15 protein-coding genes and 1 tRNA gene are annotated in these 16326 nt (G+C 68.3%); 7 read left to right on the top strand and 9 right to left on the bottom strand.

The window, feature by feature from the left end:
- Positions 1-24: 24 nt before the first annotated feature.
- Both L5G32_RS06120 and L5G32_RS06115 read left to right on the top strand, forming a co-directional pair.
- Positions 25-1065 (top strand): YncE family protein, encoded by a 1041-nt coding sequence (locus L5G32_RS06120; RefSeq protein ID WP_237010124.1) that lies wholly within the window; start codon positions 25-27, stop codon positions 1063-1065.
- Between the two features lie 26 nt (positions 1066-1091).
- Positions 1092-2192, top strand: a complete 1101-nt coding sequence (locus L5G32_RS06115; protein ID WP_237010123.1) for a quinone-dependent dihydroorotate dehydrogenase — start codon at positions 1092-1094, stop codon at positions 2190-2192.
- 71 nt (positions 2193-2263) lie between these two features.
- Here the strand turns inward: L5G32_RS06115 and L5G32_RS06110 are convergent, their stop codons facing one another.
- Entirely contained in the window at positions 2264-2803 is a 540-nt protein-coding gene (locus L5G32_RS06110) for a YbhB/YbcL family Raf kinase inhibitor-like protein (protein WP_237010122.1), read from the bottom strand.
- A 40-nt stretch (positions 2804-2843) separates the two neighbouring features.
- Complete coding sequence (locus L5G32_RS06105; protein WP_237010121.1) at positions 2844-4175, bottom strand: M20/M25/M40 family metallo-hydrolase; 1332 nt, start codon at positions 4173-4175, stop codon at positions 2844-2846.
- Between the two features lie 91 nt (positions 4176-4266).
- Here L5G32_RS06105 and L5G32_RS06100 point away from each other — a divergent pair.
- Positions 4267-4352: transfer RNA gene (locus tag L5G32_RS06100), tRNA-Leu, on the top strand.
- Between the two features lie 124 nt (positions 4353-4476).
- Here the strand turns inward: L5G32_RS06100 and meaB are convergent.
- Genes meaB through L5G32_RS06085 form a run of 3 tightly spaced genes read right to left on the bottom strand, consistent with a single transcriptional unit; the run spans position 4477 to position 9654 of the window.
- Positions 4477-5472, bottom strand: coding sequence for a methylmalonyl Co-A mutase-associated GTPase MeaB (gene meaB, locus L5G32_RS06095; RefSeq protein WP_237010120.1), 996 nt, complete (start codon positions 5470-5472; stop codon positions 4477-4479).
- A gap of 14 nt (positions 5473-5486) precedes the next feature.
- Positions 5487-7730 (bottom strand): methylmalonyl-CoA mutase, encoded by a 2244-nt coding sequence (scpA, locus tag L5G32_RS06090; protein WP_237010119.1) that lies wholly within the window; start codon positions 7728-7730, stop codon positions 5487-5489.
- A gap of 4 nt (positions 7731-7734) precedes the next feature.
- Entirely contained in the window at positions 7735-9654 is a 1920-nt protein-coding gene (locus L5G32_RS06085; protein WP_237010118.1) for a methylmalonyl-CoA mutase family protein, read from the bottom strand.
- 111 nt (positions 9655-9765) lie between these two features.
- Between L5G32_RS06085 and L5G32_RS06080 the strand changes: the two genes are divergently transcribed.
- The 3 genes from L5G32_RS06080 (at position 9766) to L5G32_RS06070 (ending at position 11758) form a co-directional block, all read left to right on the top strand.
- A complete protein-coding gene (locus tag L5G32_RS06080; protein WP_237010117.1) occupies positions 9766-10506 on the top strand; it encodes a TVP38/TMEM64 family protein in 741 nt (246 codons plus the stop codon).
- Between the two features lie 80 nt (positions 10507-10586).
- Complete coding sequence (locus L5G32_RS06075; RefSeq protein ID WP_237010116.1) at positions 10587-11168, top strand: hypothetical protein; 582 nt, start codon at positions 10587-10589, stop codon at positions 11166-11168.
- 20 nt (positions 11169-11188) lie between these two features.
- The gene (locus L5G32_RS06070) at positions 11189-11758 is read left to right on the top strand and encodes a hypothetical protein (RefSeq protein ID WP_237010115.1); all 570 of its coding nucleotides are present in this window, start codon (positions 11189-11191) and stop codon (positions 11756-11758) included.
- 46 nt (positions 11759-11804) lie between these two features.
- Here L5G32_RS06070 and L5G32_RS06065 read toward each other — a convergent pair whose 3' ends face one another.
- Positions 11805-12644, bottom strand: coding sequence for a DUF3097 domain-containing protein (locus L5G32_RS06065; protein ID WP_237010251.1), 840 nt, complete (start codon positions 12642-12644; stop codon positions 11805-11807).
- Positions 12645-12713: 69 nt separating this feature from the next.
- Here L5G32_RS06065 and L5G32_RS06060 point away from each other — a divergent pair, with 69 nt between their 5' ends.
- Positions 12714-13565 carry an Rv1486c family protein gene (locus tag L5G32_RS06060; RefSeq protein WP_237010114.1) on the top strand — a complete coding sequence of 284 codons (852 nt, stop codon included), beginning with the start codon at positions 12714-12716 and terminating at the stop codon, positions 13563-13565.
- Here L5G32_RS06060 and L5G32_RS06055 read toward each other — a convergent pair.
- The 3 genes from L5G32_RS06055 to fabG1 are packed head-to-tail and all read right to left on the bottom strand — an operon-like array spanning position 13551 to position 16303.
- The gene (locus L5G32_RS06055) at positions 13551-14687 is read right to left on the bottom strand and encodes a ferrochelatase (RefSeq protein WP_237010113.1); all 1137 of its coding nucleotides are present in this window, start codon (positions 14685-14687) and stop codon (positions 13551-13553) included. The two genes, L5G32_RS06060 and L5G32_RS06055, sit on opposite strands and share 15 nt — an antisense overlap.
- Position 14688: 1 nt before the next feature.
- Positions 14689-15522: an NADH-dependent enoyl-ACP reductase InhA gene (gene inhA, locus L5G32_RS06050; protein ID WP_237010112.1), complete on the bottom strand. Its 834-nt coding sequence runs from the start codon at positions 15520-15522 to the stop codon at positions 14689-14691.
- A 46-nt stretch (positions 15523-15568) separates the two neighbouring features.
- The gene (gene fabG1 / locus L5G32_RS06045; RefSeq protein WP_237010111.1) at positions 15569-16303 is read right to left on the bottom strand and encodes a 3-oxoacyl-ACP reductase FabG1; all 735 of its coding nucleotides are present in this window, start codon (positions 16301-16303) and stop codon (positions 15569-15571) included.
- Between the last annotated feature and the right edge of the window lie 23 nt (positions 16304-16326).

The raw sequence follows: 16326 nt of genomic DNA, 5'->3' as shown, positions 1-16326 counted from the left end.
GGAGGATCGCGCAAGATGGAGGGCATGCGTGTGCGAACCAGATGGACGGCCGGATTGATGGCGGCGGCAGTAGCTCTGACCCTGACGGCCTGCGGATCGGACTCCGGGGACTCCGATTCGTCCCAACTCGACACGCTTCCGCCCGCGACCGCCGCACAGTCGCCGACCGGCACGGCGCAGCCCGTCGGCACGGTCGTTCCGCAGGCCGCAGCTCAGAGGATCGCCGTCGCGGGCGCGACGACTGCGGTGCTCGGCGCCGACGGGCGCACCGTGACTCTGCACGCGACGCCCGGCGGCACGGACGGCGCCGCACCGCGCCCGGTCGGCCTGCCGATCGACGGCGTCGTCGATCTGGTCGCGGTCGACGACCACTTCTTGGCCGTCGGTCCGAAAGGGTTGGTTCGCATCGATGCGGACGGCCGCACCACGCTGACGGATGTGCCGATCGATTCGCCGCTGTCGTTGGCGGTCGACGGAGACAAGGTCCTCGTCGGTACGGAGAAGGGCAAGTTACTCGTCCTGTCGACGACCGGTGAACGCCTGCACGAGTACGGCGGGTATGCGCGCGTCGACGACGTCCTCGTCGCCCCCGACTCTGCGACCGAGGTCTCCGGCCAGGTCAGCGTCCTCGACCGAGCACAGTCCGCCGTGCTGCCGATCGACATCGACAACGGCGACCGCAAAGCGTCGCTCCGCGCGGGCAACGGCGCCACCAACGCCGTCGTCGACCGGTTCGGCCGAATCCTCGTGACCGGCACGCGCGACGACGAGGTCTACGCGTTCTTCGGCGAGCCCATCATCATGCGGCTGCGCCATCCGACGCCCGCCAGCCCGTTCGCTCTCGCGTACGACGAGACGCAGAATCTGCTCTGGGTCTCGTCGACGGCGGAGAACGAGGCGGTCGCCTACGACCTGTCTCGAGGCGACGCCCGTGAACGCGGCCGAGTCGCGACGGTCGGCCAGGTGACCGCGATGACGGTGGACCCGGCCAGCGGACGCCTACTGATCGCATCGGGCCGCGGTGACGGACTACAGGCCGTCGCTCCCGACGCCATCAAGCCGTGATGTTCCCCAGACCCGAAGGCGACACCGTGCTGAGCACTCTGAACCGACTCGCTTACCCGACTCTGCGCAAGCTGATGTTCCTGATTCCGCCCGAACGAATCCACCGGATCATCGCTCGGACGATCTCGGTGGCTGGCCGGCTGCCCCTCGTCCGGACAATGCTGTCTCGGATGTTCGCCGGGACCGATCCGGCGTTGCGCAGCACCGTGTTCGGGGTCGAGTTCCCGGCACCGATCGGTCTCGCGGCTGGCTTCGACAAGTCGGCCGAGTGCGTCAACGCGTGGGGTCAGCTCGGTTTCGGTTACGCCGAGATCGGCACGATCACCGGTCAGGCGCAGCCCGGCAATCCCGGTCCACGACTGTTCCGGCTTCCCGCCGACCGCGCGCTCATCAACCGAATGGGTTTCAACAACCCGGGCGCGGCCGCTGCGGCCGGCCGACTGTCGCAGGGCCGTCCGGGCCCGGTCCGGGCGCCGATCGGCGCCAACATCGGGAAGACCAAAGTCGTTCCGCTCGACGGCGCGGTCGACGACTACCGGCTGTCGGCGCGACTGCTCGGGCCACTCGCCGATTTCGTCGTCGTGAACGTCAGCTCGCCGAACACTCCCGGACTGCGCGATCTGCAGGCCGTCGAATCATTGCGGCCGGTGCTGGCGGCGGCCCTCGAGGTCGCGTCGGTGCCGGTGCTGGTGAAGATCGCACCGGACCTCTCCGACGACGACGTCGACGCCGTCGCCGACCTCGCTGTGGAACTCGGCCTCGCGGGCATCGTCGCGACGAACACGACGATCGGTCGCGGCGGCGTCGCGACGCCGCGAGCCGACGTCGACGCGATGGGCGCCGGCGGACTGTCGGGCCCGCCGGTCGCCGATCGGTCTCTCGAGGTGCTCCGTCGCCTGTACGCCCGGGTCGGGGGTCAGCTGGCTCTCATCAGTGTCGGCGGCATCGAGACAGTCGATCAGGCGTGGGAGCGCATCCGGGCAGGCGCAGACCTGCTGCAGGTGTACACCGGGTTCATCTACGGCGGACCGGTCTGGCTCCGCGAACTCCACGACGGCATCGCTGACCGGCTGCGCTCGCACGGCTTCGCGTCCTTGTCTGAGGCAGTCGGCTCCGAGACTCGCTGACCTGTCTCGCTGGTCGAGCCCCACCGCTGGTCGAGCGGAGTCGAGACCCGTCCCGCTGGTCGCGACCCCCGCTACTCCCCCGGCAGCTCGAACACGGCGGACAGCGTGCCGCGGGCGATGGCGCGCGAGAACAGGTTGAACCCCAAGAATGCGGGGCTCGACCCGTCGGGCAGTTCCAGTGACTCCACGTCGACGGCGTGCACCGCGAAGATGTAGCGGTGCGGGCCGTGTCCGGGAGGCGGACCGGCGCCGACGAACTGTGCGAGTCCGGCGTCGTTGACGAGTGTGACGGCCCCGGCGGGCAGATCGCTCGAGTCGGGCGAACCCGCGCCCGTCGGCAGCGACGTGGTGGTCGCCGGGATGTCGTAGACGGCCCAGTGCCAGAACCCGGACACCGTCGGCGCATCGGGGTCGTAGCAGGTCACGGCGAAACTCTTGGTGTCCGCCGGGAATCCCGACCAGCTCAGCTCGGGTGAGACGTCGTCGCCCCCGGCACCGAAGATTCCCGACACCTGCGGAGTCGGCAGTGTCTGGCCTTCGGTGAAGTCGTTCGACGTCACGGTGATGTCGGGCAGCCTCGGCAGAACCGAGTACGGGTCGAATGCGGTCACGATCGTTTCCTTTCGCCCTCCGCGGCCACGGCCGAACCGGTCAGCAGTGGTGGAGGAAATGCTCAAGAACCTTGGTACCGAACAGAATCGAGTCTACCGGCACCCGCTCGTCGACTCCGTGGAACAGCGCGGCGAAATCGAGTTCCGGCGGCAACTGCAGGGGCGCGAAGCCGAAGCACCGGATGCCGAGTTTGGCGAATGCCTTCGCATCGGTGCCGCCGGACAGCATGTAGGGCACGGTCCGCCCGTCGGCGTCGTGTGCGACGACGGCGTCGTTCATCGCGTCGACGAGGTGGCCGTCGAACGTCGTCTCGTAGGCGTCGAGGTGAGTGACCCATTCGCGGGTGATGTTGGGCCCGATGAGTTCGTCGATGGTCGCCTCGAACTCCTTCTGCCTGCCGGGAAGCACGCGGCAGTCGATGACGGCTTCGGCCTGCTGCGGGATCACGTTGGCTTTGTATCCGGCCGACAGCATCGTCGGGTTCGCGGTGTCGCGCAGCGTCGCGCCGACGATTCGCGCCAGGTTGCCGATCTTGAACAGCGCCGACTCCAAGTCGGGTGTCTCCGGGCTGAAGTCCAGACCCGTCTCCTCCGAGAGCGCCTTCAGGAACTCCGACACCGACTCGGTCATCACGAGCGGGAACTGGTGTGTGCCGATCCGGGCGACGGCAGCGGCGATCTCGGTCACCGCGTTGTCGGTGTGCAGGAACGAACCGTGGCCCGCGGTGGCGTTGCACGTCAGCTTCATCCACGCCAGCCCCTTCTCCGCGGTCTCCACGAGATACAGGCGGCGGGTCGTGCCGTCCGGCCGGTCGACGGTCAGCGAGAAGCCGCCGACCTCGCCTACTGCCTCGGATACGCCGTCGAACAGTTCCGGACGGTTCTTCACCAACCACTGCGACCCCCACGCGCCGCCCGCCTCTTCGTCGGCGAGGAAGGCGAACATGAGGTCGCGCGGGGGCACGGTGCCGTCGCGCTTGAACTGGCGCGCCAACGCCAGGACCATTCCGGCCATGTCCTTCATGTCGATGGCGCCGCGGCCCCAGACGTAGTCGTCTTGGACGGCGCCCGAGAACGGGTGGACGCTCCAGTCCTCGGCCTGCGCGGGAACCACGTCGAGGTGGGCGTGGATCAGGAGTGCGCCGCGGTCGCGGTCGGCGCCTTCGAGCCGAGCGAAGACGTTCGCCCGCCCCGGCATCCCCGATTCGACGTACTCGGTGGTGTAACCGACCTCTTCCAACTGCTGCTGCACCCAGCGGGCGCACTCGGCTTCCCCGACCGTCGTCTCGGGCACTCCGGTGTTCGACGTGTCGAACTGGATGAGGCTGCTGACGATGTCGACGACTTCTTCGGTTGCTTGAATCGGGGTCACACCCTCAATTACTAGGCGATTTGGGATACCGGGGCAACCTTGGTTATTGTTGTCGAGCACGAGCGAAACGCCCGTGCAACAACTGAATCGAGTCCGAGTGGCGGAATGGCAGACGCGCTAGCTTGAGGTGCTAGTGTCCTATTAACGGACGTGGGGGTTCAAGTCCCCCCTCGGACACACTTGATATGAGCCGCGACATCGTGCAAACGATGTCGCGGCTCGTTTCGTTGTGGGGGTTCGCTCCTCCCAACGACGTTCGCTCCCCTCCCGAGGGGAGTGAACGTCGTTGAAGTGAGCGGAGTCAGAATCCTGCTTGGTCGACGATCTGTTCGGCGGCGAGCGCCGGGGTCAAGGATCCGTCGAGGACAGCGGCTTCGACGTCGCGGCGCACGGCTCGGACACCGGGCGCGGCGTCGATCCGGCTGAGCACCGTCTCGCGCACCATCGTCCACATCCAGTCGACCTGCTGCTGGGACCGACGACGAGCGAATTCGCCAGCCTCGGTGAGGACGTCGCGGTGCTTCTCCACCGCCTCCCAGAAGCCGTCGATCCCGGTCTTGTCCATGGCGCTCATCGTGAGGACCGGCGGCGTCCACAGCGCATCGTGCGGATAGATGAACCCGAGGGCGTTGCGCAGTTCTCGAGCCGCTCCCCTGGCCTCGTTGACGTGCTTGCCGTCCGCCTTGTTGACTACGACGATCTCCGCGAGCTCCAAGACGCCCTTCTTGATGCCCTGCAGCGAATCGCCAGTGCGCGCGAGCGTCAAGAAGGTGAACGTGTCGACCATGTTGGCGACGCTCACCTCCGACTGGCCGACGCCGACGGTCTCGACGAGCACCACGTCGTAGCCCGCGGCTTCGACGAGGACGATCGTCTCGCGGGTGGCCTTGGTGACGCCGCCGAGGTTGCCGGAGGTCGGCGACGGACGCACGTAGGCCTCCGGTGCGGCGGAGAGCTGCCCCATCCGGGTCTTGTCGCCGAGGATCGAGCCGCGCGTACGGGTCGACGACGGATCGACGGCGAGGACCGCGACTCGGTGTCCCTGCGAGATGAGGTGCATGCCGAGCGCTTCGATGGTCGTCGACTTGCCCACTCCGGGCACTCCGGTGATGCCGACCCGGAACGACTTCCCTGCGTGCGGCGTGACCTGCAGCAACAGTTTCTGCGCTGCGTCGCGATGGTCCGGGCGGGTCGACTCCACGAGAGTGATCGCCCGCGCCAGATCCGCGCGACGCCCCGCCAGCACACCGGCTGCCAGGGCGTCGACGTCGATCGGGCGGCGTTGTGCCGCGCTCATACGCGTCTCCTGATTCACTTGTCGCGCGAAGCCAGCTCCACGCCCAGTTTGTCGGCCAACTTCTCGATCAGGCCGATCGCCGAATCGGCGATGACCGTACCGGGCGGGAAGATCGCCGCCGCGCCCGCTTCGTACAGCTCGTCGAAGTCGCCGGGCGGGATGACGCCGCCGACGACGATCATGATGTCCTCGCGACCGACCCCCGCGAGCGCCTCGCGGAGAGCCGGCACCAGCGTGAGGTGGCCCGCGGCCAACGACGACACACCGACCACGTGGACGTCGTTGTCGGCGGCCTGCGCGGCCACCTCCTCGGGCGTCGCGAACAGCGGGCCGACGTCGACGTCGAAACCGAGGTCGGCGAACGCCGTCGCGATGACCTTCTGTCCGCGGTCGTGACCGTCCTGGCCCATCTTGGCGACGAGGACGCGGGGACGCCTGCCTTCGGCCTCGGCGAACTCGTCGACCACGGCCAGAGCCTCGTCGATGTTCGACACCGCATCACCCGCTTCGTTCTTGTAGACGCCGCTGATCGTCTTGATCTCGGCCTGGTGGCGTCCGAAGACCTTCTCCATCGCGTCGGAGATCTCGCCGCCGGTCGCACCCGCACGAGCCGCGTCGATGGCGAGGGCCATCAGGTTGTTGCTCAGATCGCTGCCACCGGGCTCTGCGGCCGCGCGAGTGAGATCTGCCAGCGCGGCATCCACCGCGGGCTGATCGCGTTCGGCGCGCAGCTTCTCCAGCTTCGCGATCTGCTCGGCGCGGACCTTCGAGTTCTCGACCTTGAGGACCTCGATCTCCTCGTCCTGCTCCGAGCGGTACTTGTTGACGCCGATGAGCGGCTGACGACCCGAATCGATACGCGCCTGGGTGCGTGCCGCGGCCTCTTCGATACGCAGCTTCGGCAGCCCCTCCTCGATCGCCTTGGTCATACCGCCCGCGGCCTCGACCTCCTCGATGTGCGCACGCGCCTTCTCCGCCAACTGGTGGGTGAGCCACTCCACGTAGTTCGAGCCCGCCCACGGGTCGATCGGCCGAGTGGTCCCCGACTCCTGCTGCAGCAGCAGCTGGGTGTTGCGGGCGATGCGCGCCGAGAAGTCCGTCGGCAGTGCGATCGCCTCGTCGAGCGCGTTGGTGTGCAGCGACTGCGTGTGTCCCTGCGTCGCGGCCATCGCCTCGATGCAGGTGCGGGCGACGTTGTTGTAGGCGTCCTGCGCGGTCAACGACCAGCCGGAGGTCTGCGAGTGGGTGCGCAGCGACAGGCTCTTCGGGTTCGTCGGCTCGAACTTGGCGACCAGCTCGCTCCACAGGAGACGGGCGGCGCGCAGCTTGGCGACCTCCATGAAGAAGTTCATGCCGATGCCCCAGAAGAACGACAGTCGCGGAGCGAACTTGTCGATGTCCAGGCCCGCTTCCAGACCTGCGCGGATGTACTCGACGCCGTCCGCGAGGGTGTACGCGAGCTCCAGATCGGCGGTCGCACCAGCCTCCTGGATGTGATAGCCCGAGATCGAGATCGAGTTGAACTTCGGCATCTTGGTGCTCGTGTACGCGAAGATGTCGGAGATGATCCGCATCGACGGCGTCGGCGGATAGATGTAGGTGTTGCGGACCATGAACTCTTTGAGGATGTCGTTCTGGATGGTCCCGGCGAGCTTCTCGGGCGGCACGCCCTGCTCTTCGGCGGCGACGACGTAGAGCGCGAGGATCGGAAGCACCGCGCCGTTCATCGTCATCGACACCGACACGCCACCGAGGTCGATGCCGTCGAACAGTTGGCGCATGTCGAGGATCGAGTCGATGGCGACACCGGCCATGCCGACGTCGCCCGCGACGCGCGGGTGGTCGGAGTCGTAGCCGCGGTGCGTCGCGAGGTCGAACGCGACCGACAGCCCCTTCTGACCGGCAGCCAGGTTGCGACGGTAGAAGGCGTTCGACTCGGCCGCCGTCGAGAAGCCCGCGTACTGGCGCACCGTCCACGGCTGATTGACGTACATGGTCGGGTACGGGCCGCGAATGAACGGAGCCTCGCCCGGAATCGAGTCGAGGGGGTAACCGCCGTCGGCGGCCACCGCGTCGCGGTCCGCGCGCGTGTACACCGGGCGAACCTCGATCTGCTCGGGCGTGTCCCAGGTGATCTGATCGGCTGAGTAGCCGTGGGCGCTCGCCAGGCCTTCGGTGAGTTCGTCGCCGGTGCCTGCCGGGGCGGAGGGCGCCGTCAGTTCGACGTCGGCGAAACTCGGAATCGTCGTGTCACTCATGTGGTCACGCTCCCGCAGTTGCAGTAGTGGCGGTGTCAGAGGTCGTCTCGTTCAACAACGTGTCGAGCAGGTCGGTCAGGACCGCGACCGCGTCGATGCCGACCTTCAGGTGGCCGTCGACGGTCTCGTCTGCGGTCCATTCGCGTTCGGGGCCTGCGACCAGGAGTCGACGGACGCCCGCCGCACGGGCCGCAGCAGCAGCGGCGGCTCCGTCGTCCGCGTAGCGCGACGTGGTTCCGCACAGGACGGCGACGTCGCTCGCGTTCGCTTCGACGGCTGCACCGATCTCGGCCGGCGTCAACGGACCGGGGTTGACCGCGTCGATGCCACCCGCTGCGAGGAGGTTCGCGACGAACGTGGTTCGACCGTTGTGCTCGGCGATGGGACCGAGTGGGAGCATCAGCACCCGTGGACGCGACGGCGCCGAATCGGCGCGGTCGCGCAGGGCCTCGAACCGGCGAGCGACTCGAGCCAGATTGGGCGTCGCGGTCGGCAGGTTCTCAGTGTCGGCAGAGCCTGCGGCCAGCGTGGCCTCGCCGAGGTTCGGGAACTCGCTGACACCGGTGACCGGCGCGGTGCGGTGCGCGACGGCGTCCTCGCGGGCGGCGAGCGCCTGCGACACCTGGGCGGCGACGTCGCCGCCGTCGAGTGCGGCCCGGTAGCCGCCCTTGCTCTCGACATCGGTGAAGACGGCCCACGCTGCTGCAGCGAGATCGGCGGTCAGAGACTCCACGTACCAGGAGCCGCCTGCCGGATCGAGGACGCGGCCGAGGTTCGACTCCTCGAGAAGGACCAACTGCGTGTTGCGAGCGATGCGGCGGGTGAAGGAGGTCCGCGAGGTCCGTGCGTCAACCGGGATCGCGGCGTCGAAGGTGTGCACGGTGACCTGGTCGGCGCCACCGACCCCGGCGCCGAACGCGGCGACGGTGCTGCGCAGCATGTTCACCCACGGATCACGCTGGGTGAACATCGACAGGTCGGTCACCGCGTGGGTCACCGCGGCACCGGACTCGGGTGCGCCGAGCACGTCGGCGACGCGTGCCCAGACCGTGCGGAGCGCCCGCAGTTTGGCGATGCCCGCGAACTGGTCGTCGTCGATGGAGACGGCGAACATGACCTGGGCGAGCGCGGCGGCGGTGTCGAGTCCGGCGGCGACGGCGTCGCGAACGTGCGCGACCGCTGCTGCGACGACGAGACCCAACTCTTGGGCGTTCGACGCCCCGGCCTGCGCGAAGTCGGTCCCGTCGACGCGGAAGGCGCGCACGCCTGCGGGTGCTTCGGCGGCGAGCGCTGCGGCGTCGGACGTCGACACGCTCGGGCGTCCCGAGAACGCCGCCGTGTACGGCGACAGGCCGAGGCTGTGGGTGGTCGCGGCCGTCGTCGGAGCCTTCTCCGGTGCGGCGGGCGCCGACTCGAGGGCGGCGAGGAACGCACGGGCTGCATCGACTCCGTCTGCACCGGCGTCGAGGGTCACCGGCATCAGATCGAGGTAGATCCCGGCGAGCGCAGCTGCGAGGTCGTCGGCGCGCAGGCCGTCGCCGATCTCCAGCCACAGGCCGCTGGTGCCGTTGGCCGACGCGTCGAGGATCGACTCGTTGAGTGCGGACGGGTCCGTCTCGCCTGCAACGTCGCCGAAGCGCTCGGTGACGCGCCAGCCCTGGGTGACGTCTCGTGCGGGATCGGCGCCGCGGACGAACGGAAACGCACCGGGCACGCCGGTCTCGTCTGCCTCGTCCTTTCGGGTGTAGAGCGGGCGAACGACCACGCCGTCTCGAGTCGGGGTCGACAACAGCGCCTCAGGAGTGTCGGACAACTCTTCGGGAGTGACGCGTGCCGATTTGGCCAGCACACCGGCGGCCGCTGTCGTCCAGCGGTCGTACGCCTGGCTCAGTCCGGGATCCACCGGATTCTCACCTGCCGTCATGGGTCAGCAGCCTTCCGTCGTACGCGAATAGAAACGTGACGCAAGCACCTTAACCGATCGATCGCTCGGGCACGGCACCAGCCTGTGACCTCCATCGTAAGATCAATGTCGATGAGCCCTGATGCACACGGCCGAGAAGGCTTGACCGAGGAAGCCGTCGCACTCGAGGGTGCGACGGTGCTCGACGCACCGCCCGAATCGGCGATCGAGGGGCGGTCCGCGACGACGCGCCGAGTCGTCGTCGGAGCGGTCGTGGTTCTCGCTCTGCTGGCCGGTGCGTACTTCGTTCCGTTGCCGTCGATCGCACAGGCCCGAGAGTGGTCCGACAGCCTGGGTGCGTGGTTCCCGTGGCTGTTCTTCGGTGTCTACGCAGCGGCGACGACGGCTCCGATCCCGCGAACACCATTCACCGTGGCGGCTGGCGTGCTGTTCGGACCTGCGCTCGGATTCGGCGGATCGTTGGCAGCGGCCACGGTCGCCGCCGGTGCTGCGTTTCTGCTGGCGCGCAGGCTCGGCCGGTCGAGGGTCGCACCCCTGCTGTCCAAGCCGGTTGTTGCGACCGTGGAACATCGATTGGCACGACGCGGCTGGCTCGCCGTCGGCTCAATGCGTCTGATCCCGGTCTGTCCGTTCTCGCTCGTCAACTACCTGTCGGGGTTGTCTGCCGTCCGGCCGGTCCCCTATCTCCTCGCCACGGTGGCGGGGTCGGCCCCGGGCACGGCCGCCGTCGTGTTCCTCGCCGACGCGTTGACCGGAGAGACCCATCCGGCGATGGTGTTCGTGTCGGGCGCGCTCTTCGCCGTCGGTCTGATCGGACTGATCGTCGACGCTCGACTACCCGTCAATGACTGAGCATTGATTATTCACTATCAAGTTTCTATCATTGATTTTTACATATCAATCGTGCAGGCTTGATGAAGGAGAGGTGGGCCGTGTTCGTACTCACCGTGGATCAGCGTGCCAGCCGATCCGACCGAGATCGGGTCCCCGATGTGCTCGAGCGGTATGCGTCGGCCCGGACCGTCCGTCCGTTCGATCGCACCGCTGGAGACGAGATCCAAGCCGTGTTCGACGCCGCCGACGAAGTCGCCGCGATCGCCGTCGACCTGGCTGTCACCGGTGGGTGGAGCGTCGGCGTCGGCATCGGTGACGTCGACCTGCCGCTGCCCGCAGCGACACGTGCGGGCCGTGGCCGGGCATTCGAGGCAGCCCGGGAGGCCGTCGAGACCGCCAAGCACGACCGGCGCCGGATACGGGTGGTCGGAGCCTCCGACTGGGCTCCGCACGCTCAGACCGCAGCCGCAGTCCTCGTCGACATCCTCGCTAGCCGTTCGGACGCAGGCTGCGCCGCCGTGGACTTGATGCGCACCGGCGTCACCCAGGCGCGCGCAGCGCAGACCCTGGGCATCACGCCGCAGGCCATGTCCGCGCGTCTCGCCGCAGCCGGCTGGGATCTGGAACAGCCAGCCGAAGACCTCCTGATCCGACTCCTGACCGAGGCGGACGCGTCGTGATCGGAGCAGGGATCGCTGCAGTGACAGTCCCGGTACTGCTGGTCGTCGCCGTGCTCGTGTCCGTCGTCGGCGCCGTGATGCGTGGGCGTCTGGCCGCCGATGCCGCGATCACCGATCGCACCGTCCTGGTGGCCGACGGCGTGACCGCCGCGGTCAGCGCCCTCGTCCTCGTGATCGCCGCCGTTCTCGCATGGGCGGCCGACTCGGTCTCGGACGGCCCGTTCGCCGTCGCCGCGGCCCTCACGGTCGTCGCTGCGGCCGGGACCGGGAGCAGTGTCGTCCGCCTCGTGTTGGCCGCAGGCGGGATCCCCACTCGCGCCGACAATCACGACGACCCGAGCGGCGACGAACCCGATCAGACGCCGCTGCGCGGCGGCCGGATCATCGGCGTGCTCGAACGGGCCAGTGTCGCCGCGTGTCTTCTACTGGCGTGGCCCGCGGGCCTCGCAGTGATCTTGGCTGTCAAGAGCCTCGCTCGGTTCTCCGAACTGCGGGCGCCCCGCGCGAGCGAGCAGTTCATCCTCGGCACGTTCGCGTCGGTGATGTGGGCATGCGGCGTCGCCGGGATCGGTTGGCTCATCGCCGTGTGACGCCAGCCCTCATCACTGATCTGCCCTCATCAGGAATCTGCCCTCATCAGTGATCTGCAGCGTCCGGCCCAACCGTCACGAAGTCGATGAGTTCTTCGACACTCCGCAACAACGGGACCTCGAGGTCCCGAAAGTTCGACACCCCGGCCAGGACCCGACGCCAACCGTCGCGCGGCGACCCCCAGCCGAGTTCGTCACAGATCCCGGTCTTCCAATCGGTCCCCATCGGGATCGTCGGCCACGACGTGATGCCGACCGACGCGGGCTTCACCGCCTCCCACACATCGATGTAGGGGTGACCGCACACGAGGACGTTCTCTCCGACCTCCGCCGTCAGCTTGGCTTCCTTGGTGCCTGCGACCAGGTGGTCGACGAGCACGCCTGCCCGCCGGTTCGAGGCCGGCCCGAACTCGGCGAGCGCCTCGTCGAGATTGTCCAACCCTTCGAGACTCACCACGACGACGCCTTCGGCGCGCAGATCGTCGCCCCAGACTCGCTCGAGGAGCGTCGCATCGTGCACGCCCTCGACGAAGATCCGGCTGGCGCGCGCCGTGCGTGCGCGCTGCTTGGGGATCGCGCGGGACCCCGACGCGGTCTGGATCGTCTCCGGAGCGTTGGGTCCTCGGCCCTTCGGCTTGACCAGGGTGACCGGCCTGCCGTCGATCAGGAACGCGGCCGGATACATGGTGAACACTCGCACCCGGCCATGCCGGTCCTCCAGTCGCACCATGTCGCCGGAATAGCTGCGTTCCAGACCGACCACCGCGCCGCAGAACCCGGTCGCGGCGTCCTCCACGACGAGATCGCGCTCCGCAGCCACCTCCGGCGCCTTCGGCTTGCTCTTGCGGGGAGAGGCCAGCACATCGCGGCCGTAACGATCGTTCATCACGGTCGACAACCCTATGGCATGCGACCGGCCGACGGGGTGAGGCGCTCCGCGTATCGTTGGCAGGCGATGACCACTCCAGGAATCACCATGATGAGGGCCTGGCCGACGTCGACTCTCGCGGTCTGGGCGGCGGCCCGAGACGCCGGTCGCTGTGCGCCCGACGACGTCCTGCACACGCTCTACGATTTCGCGCAGGCGCACGAGTTGGACGGGATCTCGACTCCGCTCGATCGACGGGATGGGCTCGATCAGCAGGGTGGGCGCGATCAGCAGGATCGCGGCGCGCTGGCGCTCCTCGGGGTGCTGGCCGGCAATGCTCACCTCGCGGTACGGATGCCCGCTCCCGGCGACGCACAGGGACTGCCGCCGGATTCTCTGACTGACTCCGCGATGGCCGCGGGCGAAGTCCTTCTGATCGATCCCCGGCCCGCGGGCGCAGAGGGGCCCGTCGACGCGCTGGCATTGATCGCGCGCGGCACCCCCGAACGCTGCCGGTGGTCGTTGACGCGGTCGCAGACGCCGATCGCCGTCGACCGACTGTCCGCGGATCTGCCGCTCGGCGAACTCGAGTACCAGTTGCGTGACGCCGTCGGCCAAGCCGCGCAGATCATCGCGCAGCTGTCCGGGGCACGAGCGGCGTCGCCCGCCGACTTACGGGACGCACTCGCGGGAATGACGCAGGCCCGACGCATCGACCTTCCGCCACACGACAACCCGCGGGTGGACCGGGTACTCGCTTCGGCCGCTCAGATCGACGCCATCGTCGCCCTCGCAGGCACGCCCTCGGTCGGGGTGACCGGGACGCAGCACGAACTGGCCGACGAACGGCTTCGCAGCCTCACCGCGCTGACGCGTACCGCGCGTACCGCCGCAGTCAATACGTGCATCGTGGACTTCCGGCGATCAGTCAGAAGCTGACGGCGACGCTGCGCCCACTGAACGGCCGGGTCGCCTGACCGGGACGCAGCAGTCCGGCCGACAGATGCCGCCGTTGTCTCCGCAACCCATCGCGGTGACGTCGCCGCCGCCGTCGACGTACCGCTCGATCAGGTCGGCGACCATCGCCACGAAGCGCCGGGACGTGCCGGCGGTCGCGACCCGTACGTACTCTATGCCGAGCTCGACGGCGAGGTCGGCGGCTTCGGTGTCGAGGTCCCACACCACTTCGAGATGGTCGGAGATGAAGCCGATCGGGCACACCACCACACGTGACACGCCGTCCGCGGACAGCTCGCGCAGATGGTCGCAGATGTCGGGAGCGAGCCACGGGATCTGGGGCGGTCCCGACCGTGACTGCCAGACGACGTCGAACTCGTCGATGCCGACCAGGCCCGCAACAGCTGCGGACGCATCGGCGACCTGCCGGGAGTACAGGCGTCCGCCGTCAGCGACGGGCCCCGCGGCGCGGTCGGCCGATTCCGGGATCGAGTGCGCCGTGAACACCAGCCGAGGCTGCGGACCGTCCGGGAACTCGTCCAGAGCGGCGCGCACGCCGTCGGCGACCGCACCTCGGAACTCGGGCTCCTCGCAGAACTGCGGCAGCTTGCGCAGGACGACGGGTCTCGACCCTTCGACTCGCTTCGCTCGCTCAGGACGGCGCTCCGCTCGACCAGCGGAATCGAGACCAGCCGAATCGAGGGCCTTCTCGATGTCCTCGTGGTACTGCCGACAACCGGAGTAGCCGCCCCACGCGGAGGTCGGGAACACGAGGATCCGGCGATGGCCGTTCGCCACCATCTCCGACACTGCGTCAGCAGCGAACGGATGCCAGTTGCGGTTACCGAAGTGAATCGGCAGACCTGGCCGTCCCCGCCGGTCGAGTTCGTCGCTCAGCGCCTCGATCATGTCCAGATTCAACCGGTTGATCGGCGACACCCCACCGAAGTGGAGGTAATGCTCCACCACGTCGTCGAGACGTTCGGGCGGCACTCCCCGACCGCGTGTCACGTTCTCCAGGAACGGTCGGACGTCATCGGGTCGGTCGGGGCCGCCGAACGAGAGGAACAGGACCGCATCGAACGGCGCGTCTGGCGCGGTCACGTCAGGAGAGGAAGTCGTCCGGGAACCAGGTGTTGTGGCTCGCGCCGCCGTCGACGTAGACGATCGACCCGGTGGTCGCGGGCAGGTAGTCCGAGAGCAGCGTGCACACGCTGGTGCCGACCACGCTGGGGTCGTCCACGTTCCAGCCGATCGGCGAGGCGCCGTCCCAGTACTCGTTGAGCATGTTCAGCTTCTTGGCGTCGTCGGTCGCAGTGCCCGAGATGGCCTTGGCGGCCAGTGTCTTGATCGGACCGGCGGCCACCAGGTTGGAGCGGACTCGCTTGGCCTCGCCGACCTCACGGGCGACGTAGCGGTTGACCGACTCGAGGGCGGCCTTCGCGACGCCCATCCAGTTGTAGTCCGGCATCGCGGTGCGCGGATCGAAGTCCATGCCGACGATGGAGCCGCCCTCGTTCATGACGGGCAGCGCTGCCCGGGCGAGCGACGCGTAGCTCCACGCCGAGATCTCGAACGACCGCGCGACGTCGGGGCCGGGGCCCTCGAGGAACGGCACGGCGTCCGGTCCCATCAGAGTCTTCGGCGCGAACGCGATCGAGTGGACGACGCCGTCGATGCCCTGCGGAGCGAGCTCACGAACCGCGTCGGCCAACGCACCGAGGCTCTCCTCGTCGGTGACGTCGAGTGCGATCGCAGGCGGGACCTCCTGCGGGAGGCGCTTGGCGATGCGGTCGATGAGACGCAGACGCTCGGGGATGCCGGTGATGATCACCGTCGCCCCCTGCTCCTGCGCGACCTTCGCGGTGTGGAACGCGATCGATGCGTCGGTGATGATGCCGGTGACGAGAATCGTCTTACCGTCGAGAATGCCGGTCACGGAGTGCTCCTACTCGGGATGTTGGGAATGCTGGGACGAGCCGGGCTCAGTGGCCCATGCCCATGCCGCCGTCGACGGGCAGCACCGCACCACTGATGTAGCCGCCCTCGTCGGACGCCAGGAAGCTGATGGCTGCCGCGACGTCTTCGGGCTTGCCGGTGCGGCCGAGCGGGATCGCCTGCTTCGCCATCTCGATGTACCGGTCTTCCATCCCGGCGGTCATGTCGGTGTCGATGAAACCGGGCGCCACCACATTGGCGGTGATGTTGCGCGAACCGAGCTCGCGGGCGATGGATCGAGCCATGCCGATCAGTCCGGCCTTGGACGCCGCATAGTTGGCCTGTCCCGGGACGCCGGACATCGCGACGACCGATCCGAGGAAGATCATGCGACCGAACTTGGCGCGCTGCATGCCCTTGGTCGCGACCTTCGCACAGCGGAAGGCCCCGGTCAGGTTCGCGTCGATGACGTTGGTGAAGCTCTCTTCGGACAGACGCATCAGCAGCATGTTGTCGTCGATGCCTGCATTGCAGACGAGGACCTCGACCGGCCCCTGGTGCTCAGCGACCTCGGCGAACGCGCGCTCGACCGACGCGGTGTCGGTAACGTCGCACTGCACACCGAACAATCCGTCGGGCACGCCCGAACCGCGGTGGGTCACCGCGACCTTGTGTCCGTCGGCGGTCAGCCGACGCGCGACGGCCAGTCCGATGCCGCGGTTGCCGCCTGTCACGAGGACCGAACGCGGAGTCTGCTCAGGGGTCTGTGTCGTCTCTGCCATGGTGAATCAACCTATCTCAGGGC

The organism is Gordonia zhenghanii, assembly GCF_021738965.1.
Classification (GTDB): domain Bacteria; phylum Actinomycetota; class Actinomycetes; order Mycobacteriales; family Mycobacteriaceae; genus Gordonia; species Gordonia zhenghanii.
The sequence above is the reverse complement of the archived record's forward strand: the minus strand, read 5'-3'. Positions and strand labels throughout refer to the sequence as shown.